This window comes from Nitrospira sp. ND1 (assembly GCF_900170025.1).
In the GTDB taxonomy this organism is placed as follows: Bacteria; Nitrospirota; Nitrospiria; order Nitrospirales; family Nitrospiraceae; genus Nitrospira_A.
The window spans coordinates 284,601-301,546 of the sequence record NZ_FWEX01000005.1 but is presented as its reverse complement, the minus strand read 5'-3'; the positions used below and the strand labels follow the sequence as shown (position 1 = coordinate 301,546).

General features: G+C 57.9%; 14 protein-coding genes. 8 read left to right on the top strand and 6 right to left on the bottom strand.

Annotated features, from left to right (window positions below):
* Nucleotides 1-9 precede the first annotated feature (9 nt).
* Nucleotides 10-774, top strand: a complete 765-nt coding sequence (gene istB, locus NSND_RS01515; RefSeq protein WP_369974234.1) for an IS21-like element helper ATPase IstB — start codon at nt 10-12, stop codon at nt 772-774.
* A gap of 63 nt (nt 775-837) precedes the next feature.
* Here istB and NSND_RS01510 read toward each other — a convergent pair whose 3' ends face one another.
* Nucleotides 838-1,503 (bottom strand): hypothetical protein, encoded by a 666-nt coding sequence (locus NSND_RS01510; RefSeq protein WP_080877288.1) that lies wholly within the window; start codon nt 1,501-1,503, stop codon nt 838-840.
* A gap of 202 nt (nt 1,504-1,705) precedes the next feature.
* On the opposite strand from NSND_RS01510, the gene NSND_RS01505 reads away from it, so the two are divergent.
* The 5 genes from NSND_RS01505 (at nt 1,706) to NSND_RS01485 (ending at nt 8,113) form a co-directional block, all read left to right on the top strand.
* A complete protein-coding gene (locus NSND_RS01505; protein ID WP_080877287.1) occupies nt 1,706-1,915 on the top strand; it encodes a helix-turn-helix transcriptional regulator in 210 nt (69 codons plus the stop codon).
* Nucleotides 1,912-2,625, top strand: a complete 714-nt coding sequence (locus tag NSND_RS01500; RefSeq protein WP_080877286.1) for a hypothetical protein — start codon at nt 1,912-1,914, stop codon at nt 2,623-2,625. The genes NSND_RS01505 and NSND_RS01500 overlap by 4 nt, the downstream gene beginning before the upstream one ends.
* A 2-nt stretch (nt 2,626-2,627) precedes the next feature.
* A complete protein-coding gene (locus NSND_RS01495; RefSeq protein WP_080877285.1) occupies nt 2,628-2,870 on the top strand; it encodes a hypothetical protein in 243 nt (80 codons plus the stop codon).
* Between the two features lie 366 nt (nt 2,871-3,236).
* Complete coding sequence (locus tag NSND_RS01490) at nt 3,237-3,809, top strand: hypothetical protein (protein ID WP_080877284.1); 573 nt, start codon at nt 3,237-3,239, stop codon at nt 3,807-3,809.
* Nucleotides 3,810-5,164: 1,355 nt separating this feature from the next.
* Nucleotides 5,165-8,113: a DUF748 domain-containing protein gene (locus NSND_RS01485; protein WP_080877283.1), complete on the top strand. Its 2,949-nt coding sequence runs from the start codon at nt 5,165-5,167 to the stop codon at nt 8,111-8,113.
* Nucleotides 8,114-8,128: 15 nt separating this feature from the next.
* Here NSND_RS01485 and NSND_RS01480 read toward each other — a convergent pair whose 3' ends face one another.
* A complete protein-coding gene (locus NSND_RS01480; protein WP_080877282.1) occupies nt 8,129-8,497 on the bottom strand; it encodes a pentapeptide repeat-containing protein in 369 nt (122 codons plus the stop codon).
* A 211-nt stretch (nt 8,498-8,708) separates the two neighbouring features.
* On the opposite strand from NSND_RS01480, the gene NSND_RS01475 reads away from it, so the two are divergent.
* Nucleotides 8,709-9,344 carry a peroxiredoxin gene (locus tag NSND_RS01475; RefSeq protein ID WP_080877281.1) on the top strand — a complete coding sequence of 212 codons (636 nt, stop codon included), beginning with the start codon at nt 8,709-8,711 and terminating at the stop codon, nt 9,342-9,344.
* Between the two features lie 361 nt (nt 9,345-9,705).
* Here the strand turns inward: NSND_RS01475 and NSND_RS01470 are convergent, their stop codons facing one another.
* The 4 genes from NSND_RS01470 to NSND_RS01455 all read right to left on the bottom strand — a co-directional run bounded on the left by NSND_RS01470 (nt 9,706) and on the right by NSND_RS01455 (nt 15,831).
* Nucleotides 9,706-10,536: a PEP-CTERM sorting domain-containing protein gene (locus tag NSND_RS01470; RefSeq protein ID WP_080877280.1), complete on the bottom strand. Its 831-nt coding sequence runs from the start codon at nt 10,534-10,536 to the stop codon at nt 9,706-9,708.
* A 261-nt stretch (nt 10,537-10,797) separates the two neighbouring features.
* Entirely contained in the window at nt 10,798-12,990 is a 2,193-nt protein-coding gene (locus NSND_RS01465) for a B12-binding domain-containing radical SAM protein (protein WP_080877279.1), read from the bottom strand.
* A 68-nt stretch (nt 12,991-13,058) separates the two neighbouring features.
* Complete coding sequence (locus tag NSND_RS01460) at nt 13,059-14,405, bottom strand: HD-GYP domain-containing protein (protein WP_080877278.1); 1,347 nt, start codon at nt 14,403-14,405, stop codon at nt 13,059-13,061.
* A gap of 256 nt (nt 14,406-14,661) precedes the next feature.
* Nucleotides 14,662-15,831, bottom strand: a complete 1,170-nt coding sequence (locus NSND_RS01455) for a RuBisCO large subunit C-terminal-like domain-containing protein (RefSeq protein WP_080877277.1) — start codon at nt 15,829-15,831, stop codon at nt 14,662-14,664.
* A gap of 117 nt (nt 15,832-15,948) precedes the next feature.
* Here NSND_RS01455 and NSND_RS01450 point away from each other — a divergent pair, with 117 nt between their 5' ends.
* Complete coding sequence (locus NSND_RS01450; RefSeq protein ID WP_235000131.1) at nt 15,949-16,761, top strand: cyclase family protein; 813 nt, start codon at nt 15,949-15,951, stop codon at nt 16,759-16,761.
* The last annotated feature ends 185 nt before the right edge of the window (nt 16,762-16,946 follow it).

Below are 16,946 nucleotides of genomic sequence, written 5' to 3'. Positions count from 1 at the left end.
CCGGCACAACTGGAACGGCTCCGTGAACAGTTGACGCGGTTGCGGCTCTTGAAGAGCCGCGAGCGGCTCGATGCGCTCTTGCAAGAGGCGGCGGCCAAGGACCTCTCCTACGCCGACTTCCTCGACCAGGTGCTGGGCGAAGAAGTGGCCGCCAAGGCCGAAAAGAACATCACGATGCGCACCAGTCTCGCCCGCTTCCCGTTCGTGAAGAGCCTGGAGGCCTTCGACTTTACCTACCAACCCTCGCTGGATAAGAAGCACCTGCAGCAGGTCGCGACCTGCCACTTCATCGAGCACGGCGAGAACGTCGTGCTGCTCGGGCCGCCCGGCGTCGGCAAAAGCCATCTGGCGATTGGGTTGGGGCTCAAAGCGATCGAACAGGGCTATCGCGTGTTGTTCACCACCGCGGCCGCCATGATTGCGACGCTCACCCGGGCCCTCACGGAGAATCGGCTGGACGACAAGCTGAAGCTGTACACGATTCCCCGCCTCCTGATCATCGATGAGATTGGCTATCTGCCGATCGACCGGACCGGCGCCAATTTGTTTTTCCAACTCATCTCACGGCGCTACGAGAAGGGGCCGATGATTCTGACCAGTAACCAGAGTTTCGGCGCCTGGGGGGAGGTGTTCGGGGACCGGGTGCTCGCGACGGCGATCCTGGATCGGGTGCTCCACCACGCGATCACGATCAATATCCGCGGGCACTCCTACCGGCTCAAGGAGAAGCTGAAAGCGGGGCTCGTGCGAATGGACGACGCGACGACGACGTAATCCGGGTGGGGAATTTTCGATGCCCCGAACTGAGGACATTTGGGTGACCCTTGACAGATGCCTCTATCCTTTCCTGCTTTTCTTGCCACGGTGGCTCTCCTTTCGCTCCCCGGTCTTCTGGGCCTCGCGCCACTTTCTCGCTGCGACTCGGTTTTGGCAGCGCGGCTGACAGTATAGCTGGTCGCGTCGGATCGCGAAAAAGATCGTGGCGCATTCCGGACAGCGTCGAATGTAGTCCCCCGTTTGGGCCAGGAGGTGGACAAATCGGTATTCAAACTCCTTCGCCTTGCGTTTCGCGCTCACGATGACCGTCCCGGCCTCGTCAGACCCCTCACCCGGCGACACCGCTACCAGCGTCATCTGCGGAAACGTGAAGGTGGTGTAGCCTTCATGCCAATAGAGCTCTAACTGCTCCAGGACGGTAGCTTGAATGTCCAGGGCTTCTTTGCGACTCGGTATCGTCTGATAGTTCTTCGCATGAGGCACGCCCTCCACGCTCCAGCCACTTTCCGGGGCCATCATCCCGCCATACCGCTCCCCCGTCTCATCGACAAAGGCCGCGACCTCAAACGCCACCAGCGTCCATTCCGTGGGCGTCAAGGCCTCCAGGTCGGTCTGTAAAAACCGGAGCATCCAACCCACGGCGCCATCTGGCATCGTCTGGATACGCTCCATCGCCTTCTCATACTCCAATTGAAAGTCCTGCTCTGCATGTCCCTGTGCGCTCATGCCTTCGGCTCCTTTTTCACGTGGACCCCTCCCTCAGTTCTTAATCCCAACACCACCGAAAAATGTGTCGTGCGAAAGGGCCGTCTCCACCGGAATGTGTTTGGCAAGTGTACCTCCGCCTTGCTAATGGGTGTCAAGAAGAATCACGGCTCAATAATATCAGCCGTGATCATTTTTGAACCATTCTGTAAGGAGGTGTCCGATGGTCCCCAGTACAAAATTGATCACCATTCGAGAAGCGGCGAACCGGTTAGGGCTCAAAGAAAGCACGATTAGGAAAGCCATCCTGAAACGGCAGATCGCCTATGTGAAGCCGTCGGTGCGCGCCGTGCGGATTCCCATTGAGGAATTGGAACGGATTCTGGCTGCCGGCCTGAGGCCGGTGATTCCTCAAGCGGAGGCTGCCCGATGAGCCGCTGGAAGGAGTTTCGGCGGGAACCAGTGGCGGGGGAATGGACGCGAAAGCAGAAACGAGGCTATCACCGGGTGCGGTCGCTCCTCTGGTTCTGGGAATGCCACCAGTTCCAAGTGCTGTGGGTCACGCTGTCCACGGCGGAAGGCGGGGATGCGGAGAAGCTGACGTATCATCACAAGCAACTGCGTCAACGGATCGAACGTCAACTCGGCTTTCAGGGCTTGGAGTATTACCAGGTCAGGACGGAAGAAGGGCATGGCGTGCTGCACATCTTTTGGGCTTGGCGGGTGCCGGATGGGGAGCGTGCTCGCCGCTTCTGGATCTCTCAGGAATGGCTCTCCACGCAATGGCAGGCCCTCCACGGGGCTCCAGTCGTCTGGATCAAGGCCTATCAGCCCAGCCATCGGTCCCGGAACCGGCTGAGCCGCTACGTCATCAGCCAATACGTCCAAGATCAATGCGGCTACGTGAATATGTGTTGGTCCTGGAAACGGTCCCTCGGCTTTCCCATCAGCCGACTCTGGGAAGAAATGCGCCACCAGTGGTCCACCCGGAACGCCTATCGCCGGATCAGGGGCGAGATCGAAATCCCTCGAATCGTGTTCATTAAGACCTGGGAGGATCTGCTCTCTGGGCATCCCATTTGGTTTAGCGGCACCATTCTGCAACTCGTGCTGGGGAAGGGGCTGGTCTACCAGGAGGTGTGAGGATGATCTGGCATCGATGCGATCTAAAGCTGCCGAGTCTGTTCGGCCCGGCCTGTTGCGGACGGGAAGCGACCACCTATGACCGGGCGCGGAAAGCCTGGCTTTGTCCTGAACATACCAAGGAACGGCTCTGTGAGTTCTGCCAAATTGAACGAGCGTGGGTGCGGTTCTGTTATGCGGAGAACGACGTGATGTGCGAAGTCTGGCTTTGTGTGGAGTGTGCAGGGCTGACGGGGCGACGGTGATACGTTCTAATCCATTTCTCCCTGTCACCCGTCCACTATCCCTCACGGGTGAGAGGGAAGGATGCTCCAACCTTTTGAAAGGCGGCGATGCGTCAGCTTGGCCGCCGCCCTGTTTGAATGTTGGTTGCAATCGTATAGAAGAGAATAGGGGTACTAAAACCATGGGGAGATTGGTCGCGCATAGATTCCGACCAACGAGGCCGCCCGGCCGATCCGGACCATTGGACCGGACGGCCGGGGGGATCGGGGGCGCAGCCCCCGCTTCACTTGATCTATATGGTTAAAGTAGAATCACGAGGCTGGACTCGCGGGGACAGGGGCGGGGTTCCCAATAGACACACTCTTCTTACTGCTGAGTGATCTATCATGGAAATGTCGGAATTACGTTTGCAAATGAACGAATATCTCGCCTTGGAGTTCAGTACCGATGGAACACCTAGCGAAAATGTCCCGTTCGTTCTTACTCTCGCGCATCAAGACTCAGACCTAGTTATTTTCGAGTTCGATGAGGATGAGCCATTCTTTGCTATTTCATCAAACAATTGCCTCGAATACATACCCAAATCCGGTATGACCGTTCAGGATCTCCTAATCGAATACACCGGATCTGGATGGATCGCTGACCGCGAGCCAGTATCTGACGACACTGTTGTCATAGGTGATCCCCAAGTACCCCCTCTTAGCGAGCGAAGAGCGGCCTTTGCCTCGTTTGCTGCAAAGGAAGGTCGTGCTCATGCTGAAAGCTGGAAAGTTATCGAATGTGTGTTTCTCCGTACCGAGACGAAGTACCTGGGACTCGTCGGTCAGCCCGGATTAGATCATGCTTGGATAATCGGAAATGACCTTGCTCCTATTAAGGTAGAGTTTCCGCAAGCGTTGGCATCGCGGCGGATTGCCTTCGGGATCGGCAAAGCACTTCAGACTGGCAAACTGGTGTGAAGTTGCTTTTAGCCATAAGCCGACCATCTATGGCTTCGAAACCAAAATCGCTGTTCAAGGGAGCTCGATGTAACTCACGCAGTGCTAGGATTGCCGTTGCATGATGAACTCAAGGGTTCGATAGATAATAGATAAAGGGCGTGGAGCCATTCCATCCTGTGAGCTAGAAGGTGTCTTCCTGATCTAAGTAGTTTCTTGGTCACGGTTTTGGTCACGGTTCCAGGTCGAATTTGGTCATAAATGGTCCTAACCGAGTTGGCGCGGCTATGACCACTTTCTCTTTATATTTCATAGACTAGCGCGATAAATCGCAATCAGTCGCACTTTGGGCCTTTCGAATAAGTACATCGCCCGCGATGCGACGGTCTTGTCGCAGAAGGTCAAACAATAGATCTGCTATAGAACCATGCCAAAGAACGGAATACGATTACAATAAAATGCCTCCTTCCAAGGGCCCAGAATTAATCTGCATTTATTGTAGTGCGACAAATTTAATACCTACGAGAGATCACGTCCCGCCTAAATGTCTTTTCCCTAAGCCCAGACCTCTAAATCTCGTAACGGTGCCAGCCTGCCCGACCTGCAATCAATCATTCAAATTGGATGACGAATATTTTCGTCTCATGGTCGCGGGTGAGGCCGCATACAGAGATCCAGTCGCAACCAGACTCTGGGCGGAACGAGTCATGCCAAACACAGGGCTTGGTTTGCGCAGAGCGGTACTGAGCCAAGCCAGACTTTGTGAAGTAAGGACACCAGGGGGCCTTTACGTGGGAAGGGCGGCACAAATCGGCTTTAACTCGCTCCGGATACGGCGAGTCGTTGAACGCATAGCGGTGGGCCTAATGTGGCATCACTACCGGCAAAGATTGACTCCAGGAGTGACGGTTGAGACGCACTATAGACCCGATCTCGCACCACTCACTGAAATCCTGACGTCATCAAATTTAGTGAACATAGGCGACACGGTGTTCAAATACCGCTATTGCAGAGCGTGGGACGCTCCAGATTCATCTTTGTGGGGATTTCAGTTCTACGGTAGAGCACACTTTATCGTGACAATGCAGGGCCCACGTCCTAGCCAGATAGAACCTGATAGTTCTTCAGAAATTCCTCCGAATTCCACTCCCGGTTTTACTCCCGGTTCGCTCCCAGTTTCACTCCCGAATGCCAGTCCAACCTAATCCTACTTGATCCCACCTGTAAGGAAGATTTTCGCTTGGTTTAGCATTCGTTTAGGCGATACAATCACACTAAATCTTTATTAATATCATTGGCTTCTGGTGGGCCTTCTAAGCTGAGGGTCGTTGGTTCGATTCCAACCGGGCGCACCACCTCCTCAACGTGTTCCTGACATGACGCTCTTGTCGCGGTATCGAACAGCCCTCATTGTGCTCTGTGGCATCGTCGCGCTCTATGCGCTGCTCGGTTTTGTCGTCGCGCCCTATGCCGTCAAGACCTACGCGATTCCTGCCTTGGCCGAACGTCTTCGGCACCCTGTCGTGCTCGGTGACGTCCGGATCAATCCATTTACCTTTTCGCTGATGTTGACGGCCTTCGAGATTCGGGAGCCGGATCAGACGCCCATGCTGGGGTTCGAAGAACTCTTCGTGGACTTCGAAGGGACCTCGTTGGTGCGGTCGGCCTATCTGTTCGACGAAATCCGATTGACCCTCCCCTTTGGCCTTGTCCACATCCGGGCCGATGGCACGTTGAATCTGCTGGGGCTGGTGCCGCCGTCTCAAGACTCACCGGCCGATCTTGCCCCACCAGCCGATACCAAGGCGGAGAACGCCCCTGTGCCGCCGGTCGAGATCCGTCTTCTGAGCATCCGGCAGGGGGTCATCGAGTACCGGGACGATTCGAAACGCAAACCGGTGACGATCGATGTGGTGCCGATTGAGATCACGCTGCGCAATTTCGGCACCCGGCGCGGGGGTGAAAACGCCTATGCCTTCTCGGCCGAGTTCGGCGAGGGCGAAACGCTGGCCTGGGAAGGGACGGTCCACCTCGATCCGCTGGAATCCGACGGGCATGTCTCTCTGTCAAACGTCAAACTCAACACGTTCTGGCCGAGTCTGCGCGATCGATTTCGATTCGACATCCTGAGCGGGGCCGTCCTCGTCGATGCCCGGTATCACTTTGATACTTCGGCTGCTCCGGTCAACCTGCAGGTGAACGAGGGAAAATTCCTACTGTCCGATTTCCGGCTGTCTGCGGCGGGGGAGCGTGATCCGGTCATGACGGTGCCGGCGTTGGCGTTCGAAGGCATTCGCATGGACCTTCCAAAGCGGGAGGCGGGAGTCGGGACGATTGCGCTGAGCGGTGCAGAGATCCGTGCCTGGCTTGCCGAGGACGGCGTCGTGAATTTTAAACCACTCTTTACTCCGGTTGCGGCTTCCCGGGAGGACCCGGTTGAGCCGCAGCGGCCTGCGACGGATTCCGGGCAGTCCTGGTCGGTGGACGTGCAGGCGATTGAGGTAACCAAGGCGCAGGTGGCGTTCGAAGATCGGAGTCTAAAGACGCCGGCGCAGTTGGCAATCGATGACCTGCATGTGACGGTGAACGGGATCCATGTGCCGTTGAAGGGCTCGTGGCCGGTGTCAGCCGGTTTTCGGCTCAATCAACAGGGCACCGTTGAGAGCAAGGGCACGCTGCAACTGGAACCCCTGCAAACTGCGCTCACCCTCAAATTGGCGCATATCGGTCTGCGGCCCTTTCAGCCCTATCTCGACCGTCGCATGCAGGTTGAAATCAGAGACGGCGAATTGGAATTGGACGGGGAGCTGGTGTATCGCAGCCAACATGACCCGGAACCGATGATCCAGTACACGGGACAGCTGGGGCTGAATAGTCTGCATGTGGCCGACGGAGTGTCTGCCCATGAGTTCCTTGGCTGGACGGCACTGGGGCTGAACAAGGTCGCGCTGGAGGTGGCCCCGACGAGGGTGAAGATCGGGGAGATTGCGTGGCGCGATCCGGCGATCCGGTTTGTGACGGCCAAAGACGGAACCACGAATCTTTCGCGTGTGATGAAGGCTCCTGCTCAAGGTCCGGCACAGCCGCCGGTATCGAAGCCGGTTGAGGCGACAGTTGTCAAGAAGGCGACGGCTCCGATTCCCATCGACGTGAATGTCGTCCGATTGTCCAAATTGTCGGCCACGTTCATCGACGAGTCGATCGAACCGGTTATCACAACCGGGATTCAAAATCTGAGCGGTACGATCAAGGGCCTGTCCTCCAAGCAGATCGCGAAAGCGGAGGTGGCCCTGACCGGGACAGTCGACGAAGTGGCACCGCTCAAGATTCAGGGGCAGATCAATCCCCTGAGCGAGGATACGTATACGCATCTGACCTTCCTGTTCAAGGGCGTCGACCTGACGGCGGTGTCGCCCTACGCGGGCAAGTATGTCGGCTATCCGATCACCAAGGGCAAGCTCTCGCTCGACCTCATGTATCAGGTGTCGAAGCAGCAACTTGTGGGGGAAAACAAGGTCCTGGTCGATCAGCTGACCTTCGGGGAGAAAACCGACAGCCCGGATGCTACGAGCCTGCCGGTTCGTCTGGCCGTGGGGTTGTTGAAAGACCGACGGGGGCGGATCGATATCGATATGCCGGTGCGCGGTGATCTGAATGAACCGGACTTTCGCTACGGCCGAGTGGTGCTGAATGCGTTGGTCAATCTGATCACCAAAGTGGCCACCTCTCCGTTTTCGGCGCTGGGGGGCCTTGTCGGCGGCAGCGGTGAAGACTTGCAGTTCATCGAATTCATGGCCGGAAGCGAAGTCCTGGAGAGTGTGGAGCAGCGAAAGGTCGAGTCGATTGCCAAGGCACTCCAGGAACGACCGGCGTTACGGGTGGATGTGGCGGGTGCGGCCGATCCTGCGCGAGACCGCGAAGCCCTGGCGTTGCAGAAAATTGTGACCGAGGTGCAGCGACGATTTACTCAGGGGGGAACCAAAAATCTGCAAGCTGTGCCCTCGCCCTCGCGGGAGTTTGAACTCCTGAGTGATCTCTATGCGGAGAAGTTGGGAAAGCAACCGATGAAGCGTGAAGAGCTCCCGGGGGGGAAATTCGTCGAACGGGTGTTGACGGCCGACGAACTGCGACAACAGCTCTTTCCGGCAATGACGGTTGAGGAGTCGGAGTTGCGCCTATTGGCACAAGGGCGCGCCAGGGCCATTCGTGAGCGGCTGATCGAGCAGGGCGGGTTGCCCGAGGATCGCGTCTTCCTGATCGACGCGGAACTGGCGCCTTCAGAGGGAAAACAGGTTCGGGTCAGGCTGAATCTGACGGGAAGTTGAGCGGTCTGGGTAGGGTCAGGGCTTGGGCTGGTACCGCATTCGTGTCCCGTGCAGCAGTGAGAGCTCGATTTCACTCGCGCTCAATTCGGTGGGAAAGTAGGCTCCGGAAATCTTGGCCGCATTGATGCTGGCTCCTTCGAGCTTCGCGTTGCGGAAATCGATACCTCGAAGATCGGCTTGCCGAAAGTAACACTCGCTGAAGTCCAATCCATCCGTCTCCAGCCCACGCAGGTCGAGGCCCCGCAAGTCGCAGCGGGTCAGGTCCACCGGTTCGCCTCCCGCCCGTTTGACGTTGAACTCCTTGATGCACCCCTCTCGAAGCAAGCGGTACATGGGATCGTCGGAGATTCGGAGTCCGGTGGCGGGTGGTTTCGTGTTCTCCATACGCTCTCCTGTGGCACCTGAGTTTCTTATCGGATACGCGAGTGAAAACTTGAGTGGCGGCAGGCGGTTCGTCCCGCCACCGGTCTTGCGGCATTCTTCGCGCAAGCTTCCGCTTGCGCCGGACTGACGAGAAACGGTACTCTAATCTCGTCTTTCTGCTCCCGTACGCAGTGCCATCACCAGGTCAGACCGGATATTGAAGGAGGAAATCATGGGACTACGATTGGGCGACGATGCCCCAAACTTTACAGCTGAGACGACGGAAGGGACGATCAACTTTCACGAGTGGCTGGGCGGCGGGTGGGGGATTCTGTTTTCACATCCGAAGGACTATACCCCCGTCTGTACGACAGAATTGGGTTATATGGCGAGGATCAAAGGGGAGTTCGATAAGCGTGGCGTGAAGGTTCTCGCCATCAGCGTGGACCCCTTGGATTCGCATCGCGGCTGGACCAAGGACATCAACGAAACCCAGAATTGTACGGTCAGTTACCCGATCATTGCCGACCCGGAGAAGAAGGTCGCCGATCTGTATGACATGATCCACCCGAACTCGCTGGATAGCATGACGGTGCGTTCGGTGTTCGTGATCGGGCCGGATAAGAAGATCAAGTTGATGCTGACCTATCCGGCCTCCTGCGGGAGGAATTTCGACGAATTGCTGCGCGTGGTGGATTCCCTGCAGCTGACGGCGAAATACAAGGTGGCGACCCCGGTGAACTGGAAGGACGGGCAGGATTGCATCATCACCCCGGCGGTGAACGATGCCGAAGCCAAGACGCTGTTTCCGAAGGGCTTCAAATCGATCAAGCCCTATCTTCGGCTGACTCCGCAGCCCAATAAGTAGCGCGAGCTTCGACGATGGTCGAGATGAGAGGAGCCTGCCAATAGGTCGGCTCCTCTTTTCGTTTCAGTAAGAGCCGTAATCTGCAGGACGTTTAGTCACCGATTGAGCTGTTCCCTCCTTGCCGCCTGGTTCTATATCCAGTCCCCGTCAATCCACAAGGCGTGGATCTGCGGCTGTCGTCTGCGTCGTAAGGGTGTCGATCGCGATCCAGAATAGCGCGCTTAGGTAACGTGGCCTGAAGCAAGATACGAGGTGGCGAAGCAAGAGATCGATAGGCTTAGGAAACGACGCGTAGAACGCACAAGGGGGAAGTCAGCTTCAGGCCGACTCCCCCTTGCCATTGGAAAGGTGCAAACCCTGGTTAATCGGGAAGGAGAGACTTCCGCCGCGCCCACACCAGGACAGCCAAGCCGCTTCCGAGGAGAAGGACGGCGGCCGGAGCCGGGACTGCTTGCGGTTCGCCGTAGATGAAATCATCCATGGCGACAAAGTCGAATCCGTCCAGCGCCGAGAGGGCGGCGTTTCCTGCGGTAATCCTGACGCGGTTAATGATGGCCTGCTCCAAAGAGACACCCAGAAAGGAAAGACTGGTCACACCCGGCGTGTTGAGGACAGTTTGTTTGCCCAGGCTGTTGTTGTGAAAGTCAAAAAACTCAATCGTGGTAGGACCGGCCAAATCGACGTCGGTGAAGAGCGACCCGAACCCGCGCACGGCTCCCGGTTGATTGGTGCCGGGTACAAAGAATCTTACATCCACGATGTTACTGTCGATGGCGGTAAAGAGTTTCTGGGAACTGAACACGGAAAAACTGCTTGGAAAAGAGGGATTGATGCTGCCAAAGCGAACCGGCGTAGCCGAGCCAGAGTTTGCACTGACCCTGAATGCGGATCCAGGCGTTTCAAATACGGCGCCGCGAGCCGAATTGGAATTGAAGAAGTTTCCCGGCAGATTGTTAGGGTCGGAGAATCCGGCAGGCACCCCGTCCCAATTGATTTCCCGGCGACCGCCTGTGAACGAGCCACCCACGCCGTTGTTCGTTCCGAGATCGTTTCTGAAGCCATCGACGGAACCTTGAATCGATGCGGCGTTCGGACCGGAGGACGAATAGACGGCGATAGCTAAGGCCGAAAGCGGCGCCGACAAGAGAATGCCGGTAGCCAGCAATGGGGTTAGCAATCGTGTGATGAGCATAGTGCATCTCCTCTGTAAAGTGAGCTCATAAGTAGGCCCCACATGTAGTGTAAGTACGCAGAGATGTCAACACGCTGCGCATGATTTTTTCGTCATTTACAACAAAATGCTAATAAGTACTACAAGTCACATTTTCGAATGCTTCATGAATGAACAAATGTCTTAAGTTGATACATTCGATGTACGGAAAACCATGCAGTCGTGTGTGGATAGATGCGCGTGACTATTGGGGAGGTACGGGTGGTGGAAACGCGCGAAGTCTTACACCAGGAGGAGGCCCGCTTGGCGGATCGATTGCCAGGCGGAGCCCCTGCTGAATCGATCGAATCCGCGCGCGCCGGCGGCCGGAAATCGATCGCGGACTTCGGCGAGGCGGGGGTATGCGTGATTTCTCCGGCTAGGCGAAGGAGTCGATTCGTGCAGGAAGCGGAGCAGCCATTCAGCGTGCGGAGACGCCAGGCTGATCGTAAAATCCTCTGTGCGTGTCGGAAGAATGACCTTGGTGCGCGTACGTCCGGTTGCCGCGACCACAGGCCTGCCGCCGATCCAGACGCAACGTCGTTCGGCAGTCAGTGGCACGGCAGAGGAAGCCGCCAGCGCCTGCGTGAGCCAGGTCTTCGTTACCCGTGGCGGTTTGACCCGATGTGAGAACCAGCGTTGTGACGGGATATCGAATCCGGCCTGTTCCATGTAGTTGAGCAACGCGGCGCGCAGGCCTTCGCCGAGCCAGGGTGGGCAGGTCGCGTTGGGGTCGGCGTGGCGGAGATCGTTTTCGGCAAACCCTCCGAATGTCGGGCCGAGGATCGTGAGGCCTTCCGCAGCCGGATTGAGCCCGATGGGACTGTGGGCCGTGGCTGTAAATTTGTGCCAGAAGGCGGACTGCAGGAGATGGTTCGCAAACAGTTGCCGCACACGTTCCAGTGAATCTACCGTGTCGGCGATAGTCTCACCGGGACACCCGTACATGAGATAAGCATGCACCAGGATGCCGGCCTGGCGAAAGGCCGCCGCCACCCGCGCCGTTTGGTCTACCGTAATCCCTTTCTTCATCCGTTCCAACAAGCGATCAGACGCGGCTTCGAGCCCGGCGGTAAGAGCGATGCAGCCGGATGCCGCCAGCAGCCGTGCCAAATCGGGGGAGAACGCCTCTTCGAATCGAATGTTCCCCCACCAGGAAATGGTCAGGCCGGTTTCGAGCAGGCGAAGGGCCAGGGCTTTGAGCGCGGCCGGCGGTGCGGCTTCATCGACGAAATGGAAGCCCCGTTGCCCGGTCTCTTGAATCAACGCCTCGATCTGGTCGATCAGGACGTCGGTCGGAGTTACCTCATAGCGCGAAATATAGTTCAGCCCGACATCGCAGAACGTGCATTGCTTCCAATAACAGCCGTGCGCCACGGTCAACTTGTTCCAATGGCCTTCCGACCAGAGTCGATGCATGGGGTTCAGGCTGTCGAGGATTGAGAGGTAGTCGGTCAGTGGGAGTCCGGCATAGGTCGGTCGGCCGAGCTCATGCATCGGAATGTCCGGTTCATGACTGCCGTCTCGAAATATGACGCGGTCGTCTCTGCAGAGAAACGTCCGTCGGAGCAGGAGCTCGGGCCGCCCGCCTGCCAGGTGTTCCAAGAGGCAGAGGAAGGGGCGTTCCCCGTCATCCAGCGTCACATAATCCACGTACTGGAACAGTCGTGGGTCTTCGAGTCGTCTCAGCTCGGTGTTCACATATCCGCCACCCAAGACGATGACGGTAGGTGGTGATTGTGCCTTGATCGCCTGCGCAATCCTCAAGGCGCCGAACAGATTGCCGGGAAAGGGAATCGTGAGGCCCACGACATCGGGTACGGTCCGGTGGAGATGAGGCCGGAGCGCCTCGAGCAGCAATTCGTCCGTGAGGCTGAGCGGTCGAGTCAGAGCGTCCTCGATCCGGTCGAATGACGAGGTGGCCTGCATGATTTGTTCGGCGTAACGATTGAGAAACAGGTGGGGAGCAACGGTACTCTGGAGGAGGTCCGTGAGGTCCTCAATGTACAGCGTGGCGCGGTGCCGGGCGGTGTCCGTCGGCGAGGCTGCGAGCGATCCTTCTCCGGGCCGACGATCAGCGGCAAAACGGGGGCCCTCCGGAAGAAATCCCGGGCGTGCGAGGTGGGGAGCTAACATCGGGTCTTTCCCTTGGAGAAACGCGATCACGGGCTCGATGGTTTCGAGATAAGCGTCTTCAAGGGCCAGGATTTGTTGGACTTCCCCTCGCCACGGCCGATCCGTCTGCTTGATGCGGGAAAACGCCCGTTCCAGCCCCGATCGAGAGAAGAGGCGCAACACCATTTCAAGGCCGAGGTCGGCTTGCGCGGTCTCATATCCCCGTGAATGCAGGAATCCCGTCAGGTAGGCGGTCGCAGGATAGGGCGTATTCAGTTGGGTCAACGGAGGAATAAGCAGGAGGACGCGTGGCTTGGCCATGCGAGGGAGATACCATACTGCAGGGTAGCGCTGCCAGTTGTGCGCTCGGGGCGAGCCGCCCGGTTTGTCTAGGCTGCGCGCATGGACGATTGGATAAAGTACCCGGTCCATCGCTTGATGCGAAAGTACTCGACCACATTCCCTGGCAACTCGTCACGCGGCATGGCCCGAAGAATGCTGAGCTCCGACTCTGTTTGGAGATCGACGGTGCGGGGCTGGTCGGCCGGGGCGGCCTGGTCGTGCAGCAGCACGAGGGGCTTGAGACGGTATTTGAAATTGATATTGAGCACCTGCCCGAAAGAGCCGTCGGTCAGTGTCACGACGGTTCCGGGCGGAAACACGCCCAGCGTTTGGATCATCGCGATCAGGACTTCCGAGGAAAAGAGTCGGTGTTGATGCTTGTACATCGTTGCCAACGCTTCCGCCGGGGAAAGGGCGTCTTCAGGATGAAAGCTATTGACGAGTGCGTCGTAGTGGTCCACGGCGCTGACGATTCTGGTAGGGAGCGAGATTTGGTCTCCCTTGAGTTTCTCGGGGTAGCCGGACCCGTCCAGCCGTTCATGATGGCTGCGGATGACGTCCAGCACTTCCTCGGGAAACCCCGGGAATCGTCTGAGCATCTCCACGCCAAGATAGGGATGCAGTTGATATTTCACATTCTCGACTTCTGAACGGCGGGCACGGGTCTGCAAGATGTGACGCGGAATGCGCTGTTCCCCCACGTCGAGAAGCAGTCCGGCCATGCCGATCAATTGGAGCGCCTCCTGATCGATGTCGAATTGCTGCGCCACGATCATGGAAAGCGTCGCCACATTGAGGGCGTGCAGTTGGTTGGCGTTGGCGACATCTTCCGAGTCGAAGGCACTTGCGACCGTGCCGGCGGCTTCCGTGTTGGTCAAGAGCGTGCTGAGCCCGCCGATCATGGACTGCGCGTGCCGCAAGCCCTCCTCTGAACCGCTCACGAGGTTTTTCATCATCTGCGAACTCTGATCGAGCATCTGCCGATAGGCGGTGGAGGCGAGTTCTACTGCCTGATGGTAGTCGCCATGGGTCGGCTGCTCTTCTTCGGCCGGGGTCGGAGCCTCCGGTTCGACGATGGCCTCGGCTGCGCTGGTCTGTGCAGTCGTTTCCGAAACGCCGGTCGAAGGCGGAGGCGGCAGGATAGCGTTGCCCTCTTCATCCGTCTCCGGGTCCGATTCCCGCGGGTAGACCAACACGGTGGCCAATCCGAGTCCTTTGATTGTCGTGATCTGGTTTTGGGAGGTGAGTTTGAACGACCGGCGCGGGAAGGGATGCTTGAACCAGGAGCAATTCAGGTCGACATACATGCCCAGACGGAGATGCTCCGGACGGAGCACCAACGTATCGGACGTGTCGAGTTTAGATATCTCGTCTGAGGTTCGAAGCAGCGCCATGGGTGTTTCTTTTGCACGGGAACGGGCGGTCGATACGTAAGCACTTCAGGCTATGGGCTATATCGGACAGGGGGAGAGGAAACTTGATAAAGAAAGGGGATAGCTGATGTCTCTCCACGTATTGCGAGTCGTCCTGTTTTCGGCGAAGGTCGGATCCGGTTCCTGGATCTGCATCGTATTTAGATGGGGATGACTCAATTTTGCCAGTAATATCAATAGCATAAGATAGATATTGCCTTCAGCATGAGAAGCAGTATCAAGGGGATGGGGATGTCTCTGCTTGGACAAGACGAAGAAAATCCAAACAGGCAGAGCGGAGGTGTGTCGGCTCTCGTCGTAGGTCGCTGCCAAGAATAAAGACGAGGTCCGAACCGTAGAGGGTGACCATCTCGCGAATGCGCGCCGCGGTCATTCGTCCTGCGGCGGTCGGGAGGATGGGTGGGCAGCTGCCGAGCGTTCGTCGGCACGCCGTGGCAATCTGACGACAATCCTGTTCCGATATCGGATAGTTCAGGCCATAGGTTGGGTAAATGGTGATATCGGCGCCGGCCAGTCTCGGGAGAAGGCCGAAGAGAAGCGCGGGAGCGATGCCGCTGTCCGACGTCACATAGTGGCTCCCGAGAAAGTCCGGATGTGCGATGAGGGGTAGCGACAATGAGGAAAGCTGAGCCAGGGACGTCATGGCGTCAAAGCCTGTCAGGCCGGGACAGAGCAGGAGTGCGCCCGCGCCCGCTTGCGTTGCCTTGGCGGCCTGTTCCATGAGAGAGGGCCAGGGGCCTGAGACATGCGGCGCATAGAGACACCGTTTTCCGGTCTGGCGCGAGGCTTTGGCGACGGCTTCGGCGCAACGTGCGACCCGCTCTTCGAATCGACAGAAGGGGTGATCGCGCAGACTCTGGTCGTCCTTGATCAGATCAACCTCGCCCAGGGCAAATTCGTGGGCCAGTTCAGCCAGCTGTTGCGGAGAATACCCGAGCGGCTTCAGCACCGCGCAGATTAACGGCCGTCGGGGGACCCGCAGCAGGTCGCGGAGGCCTCGCGAGCCGAATCGAGGGCCAGTCAGTCGGGAGACGACCGTATCGGGCAATGAGAGATCCGTGACGCGGATCTGTCCTTGCAGTCCGGCCATGCCGATGATCATGTGAAGGAGAGCGCTCATGGTTCCGTCGAGGAGTTCAACGGGGAAACTGACCACTGCGCGGTGAGATTCGGGGGTGAGCGCCTCGAGCTGAATCACTCGGCCCAGAAGCTGATCTCGAATCGCTCCGGAGGGAATGACATGATCGGCGGCTTCAACGGTCTGGTCGATACAGAGCAGGTCTGCCCGCCTGCGCGCATCGGAGGCCGATCCATGAAGACGATACTCCACTGAAAAGCGCTCTTCTGAAAACTGGAGGTCGATACTCCGGCTTGAACCGTTGGGCATGTCCGCTCTCTTCTTGGTTGCACTGTTCGAGGAGGAGAGGGTACCGTATTTCCGTTTGATCCGATAGGTGGGGCGTTCTGAGCAGGTTCTCGTACGAGGCCGATTGTTGGAGCGTGGATGATGGTGCCGAAGCAACAAGGCAAGCAGTGGATGATGCGAGTTCCGGTTGCGGGCCGGGTGGTCCTAGTGATGGTGTTGAGTTGCTGGAGTGCCGCCGACGCGGCGCAACGATTCGTGGACCTGACCTACACGTTCGATGAGACCACGCAAGTCTGGCCCGCCAATCCTCCCTTTCATCGTGACTCGACCGAACAGGGAGGTACGCCGACGGAAAAATGGTATGCCACAGGGCAGGTGGCGCTGTCGGAGCATGCCGGAACGCACATGGATGCGCCCGTTCATTTTGCGCAGGGGCAAGCGGGAATCGATGGCATTCCGGTCGACCGCCTGATCGGCCCTGCGGTGGTCATCGATGTGCGCGTTGCGGTGAAGGAAGATCGCGACTATCGCGCCTCCTTGTCGGATATACATCGATGGGAGTCTGCGCACAGGACGATTCCAGCGGGAGCGATCGTGATGCTGCTGACGGGCTGGGGTGTCTACTGGACGGATCGTGAACGGTATTTCGGCAGCGCCACGCCGGATGTGCCGACGACGCTGCATTTTCCGGGCTTCTCACAAGAAGTCGCGGAGTTTCTGGTGGCGGAACGACACATCTCCGGAATCGGAATCGATACAGCCAGCATCGACTATGGTCCTTCCCGGGATTTTGTGGTGCACCGGATTGTGAACGGAGCCGGCCTCTATGGACTCGAGAATGTGGCGCGACTGGATGAGGTGCCGGCGTCCGGTGCCACGGTCATGGCTCTCCCGATGAAAATTGCCGGTGGGACAGGGGCTCCGGTTCGTATCATCGCGATTCTGCCTTAGCCCGGACTATTCATGGATACCTGCTCCGTCGTCCGATCCTATTGCCCGGCGAAGCTTTTCTCGTTCGGCCTCCTCGACGGACTGCACGTACGCCTGCGTCGGCCTTACGTGCGAGAAGCCTCGGCGGGCTTCCGTCTCGAACGCCTCGCGACGGCATTCATGAATAATCCGGGCTGACAGGATGG

Bases quoted from the DNA above. Each gene is read 5' to 3' on its own strand.
- NSND_RS01510 (WP_080877288.1), bottom strand. From the start codon at position 1,503: ATGAGCGCACAGGGACATGCAGAGCAGGACTTTCAATTGGAGTATGAG.
- NSND_RS01505 (WP_080877287.1), top strand. From the start codon at position 1,706: ATGGTCCCCAGTACAAAATTGATCACCATTCGAGAAGCGGCGAACCGG.
- NSND_RS01500 (WP_080877286.1), top strand. From the start codon at position 1,912: ATGAGCCGCTGGAAGGAGTTTCGGCGGGAACCAGTGGCGGGGGAATGG.
- NSND_RS01495 (WP_080877285.1), top strand. From the start codon at position 2,628: ATGATCTGGCATCGATGCGATCTAAAGCTGCCGAGTCTGTTCGGCCCG.
- NSND_RS01490 (WP_080877284.1), top strand. From the start codon at position 3,237: ATGGAAATGTCGGAATTACGTTTGCAAATGAACGAATATCTCGCCTTG.
- NSND_RS01485 (WP_080877283.1), top strand. From the start codon at position 5,165: ATGACGCTCTTGTCGCGGTATCGAACAGCCCTCATTGTGCTCTGTGGC.
- NSND_RS01480 (WP_080877282.1), bottom strand. From the start codon at position 8,497: ATGGAGAACACGAAACCACCCGCCACCGGACTCCGAATCTCCGACGAT.
- NSND_RS01475 (WP_080877281.1), top strand. From the start codon at position 8,709: ATGGGACTACGATTGGGCGACGATGCCCCAAACTTTACAGCTGAGACG.
- NSND_RS01470 (WP_080877280.1), bottom strand. From the start codon at position 10,536: ATGCTCATCACACGATTGCTAACCCCATTGCTGGCTACCGGCATTCTC.
- NSND_RS01465 (WP_080877279.1), bottom strand. From the start codon at position 12,990: ATGGCCAAGCCACGCGTCCTCCTGCTTATTCCTCCGTTGACCCAACTG.
- NSND_RS01460 (WP_080877278.1), bottom strand. From the start codon at position 14,405: ATGGCGCTGCTTCGAACCTCAGACGAGATATCTAAACTCGACACGTCC.
- NSND_RS01455 (WP_080877277.1), bottom strand. From the start codon at position 15,831: ATGCCCAACGGTTCAAGCCGGAGTATCGACCTCCAGTTTTCAGAAGAG.
- NSND_RS01450 (WP_235000131.1), top strand. From the start codon at position 15,949: ATGATGGTGCCGAAGCAACAAGGCAAGCAGTGGATGATGCGAGTTCCG.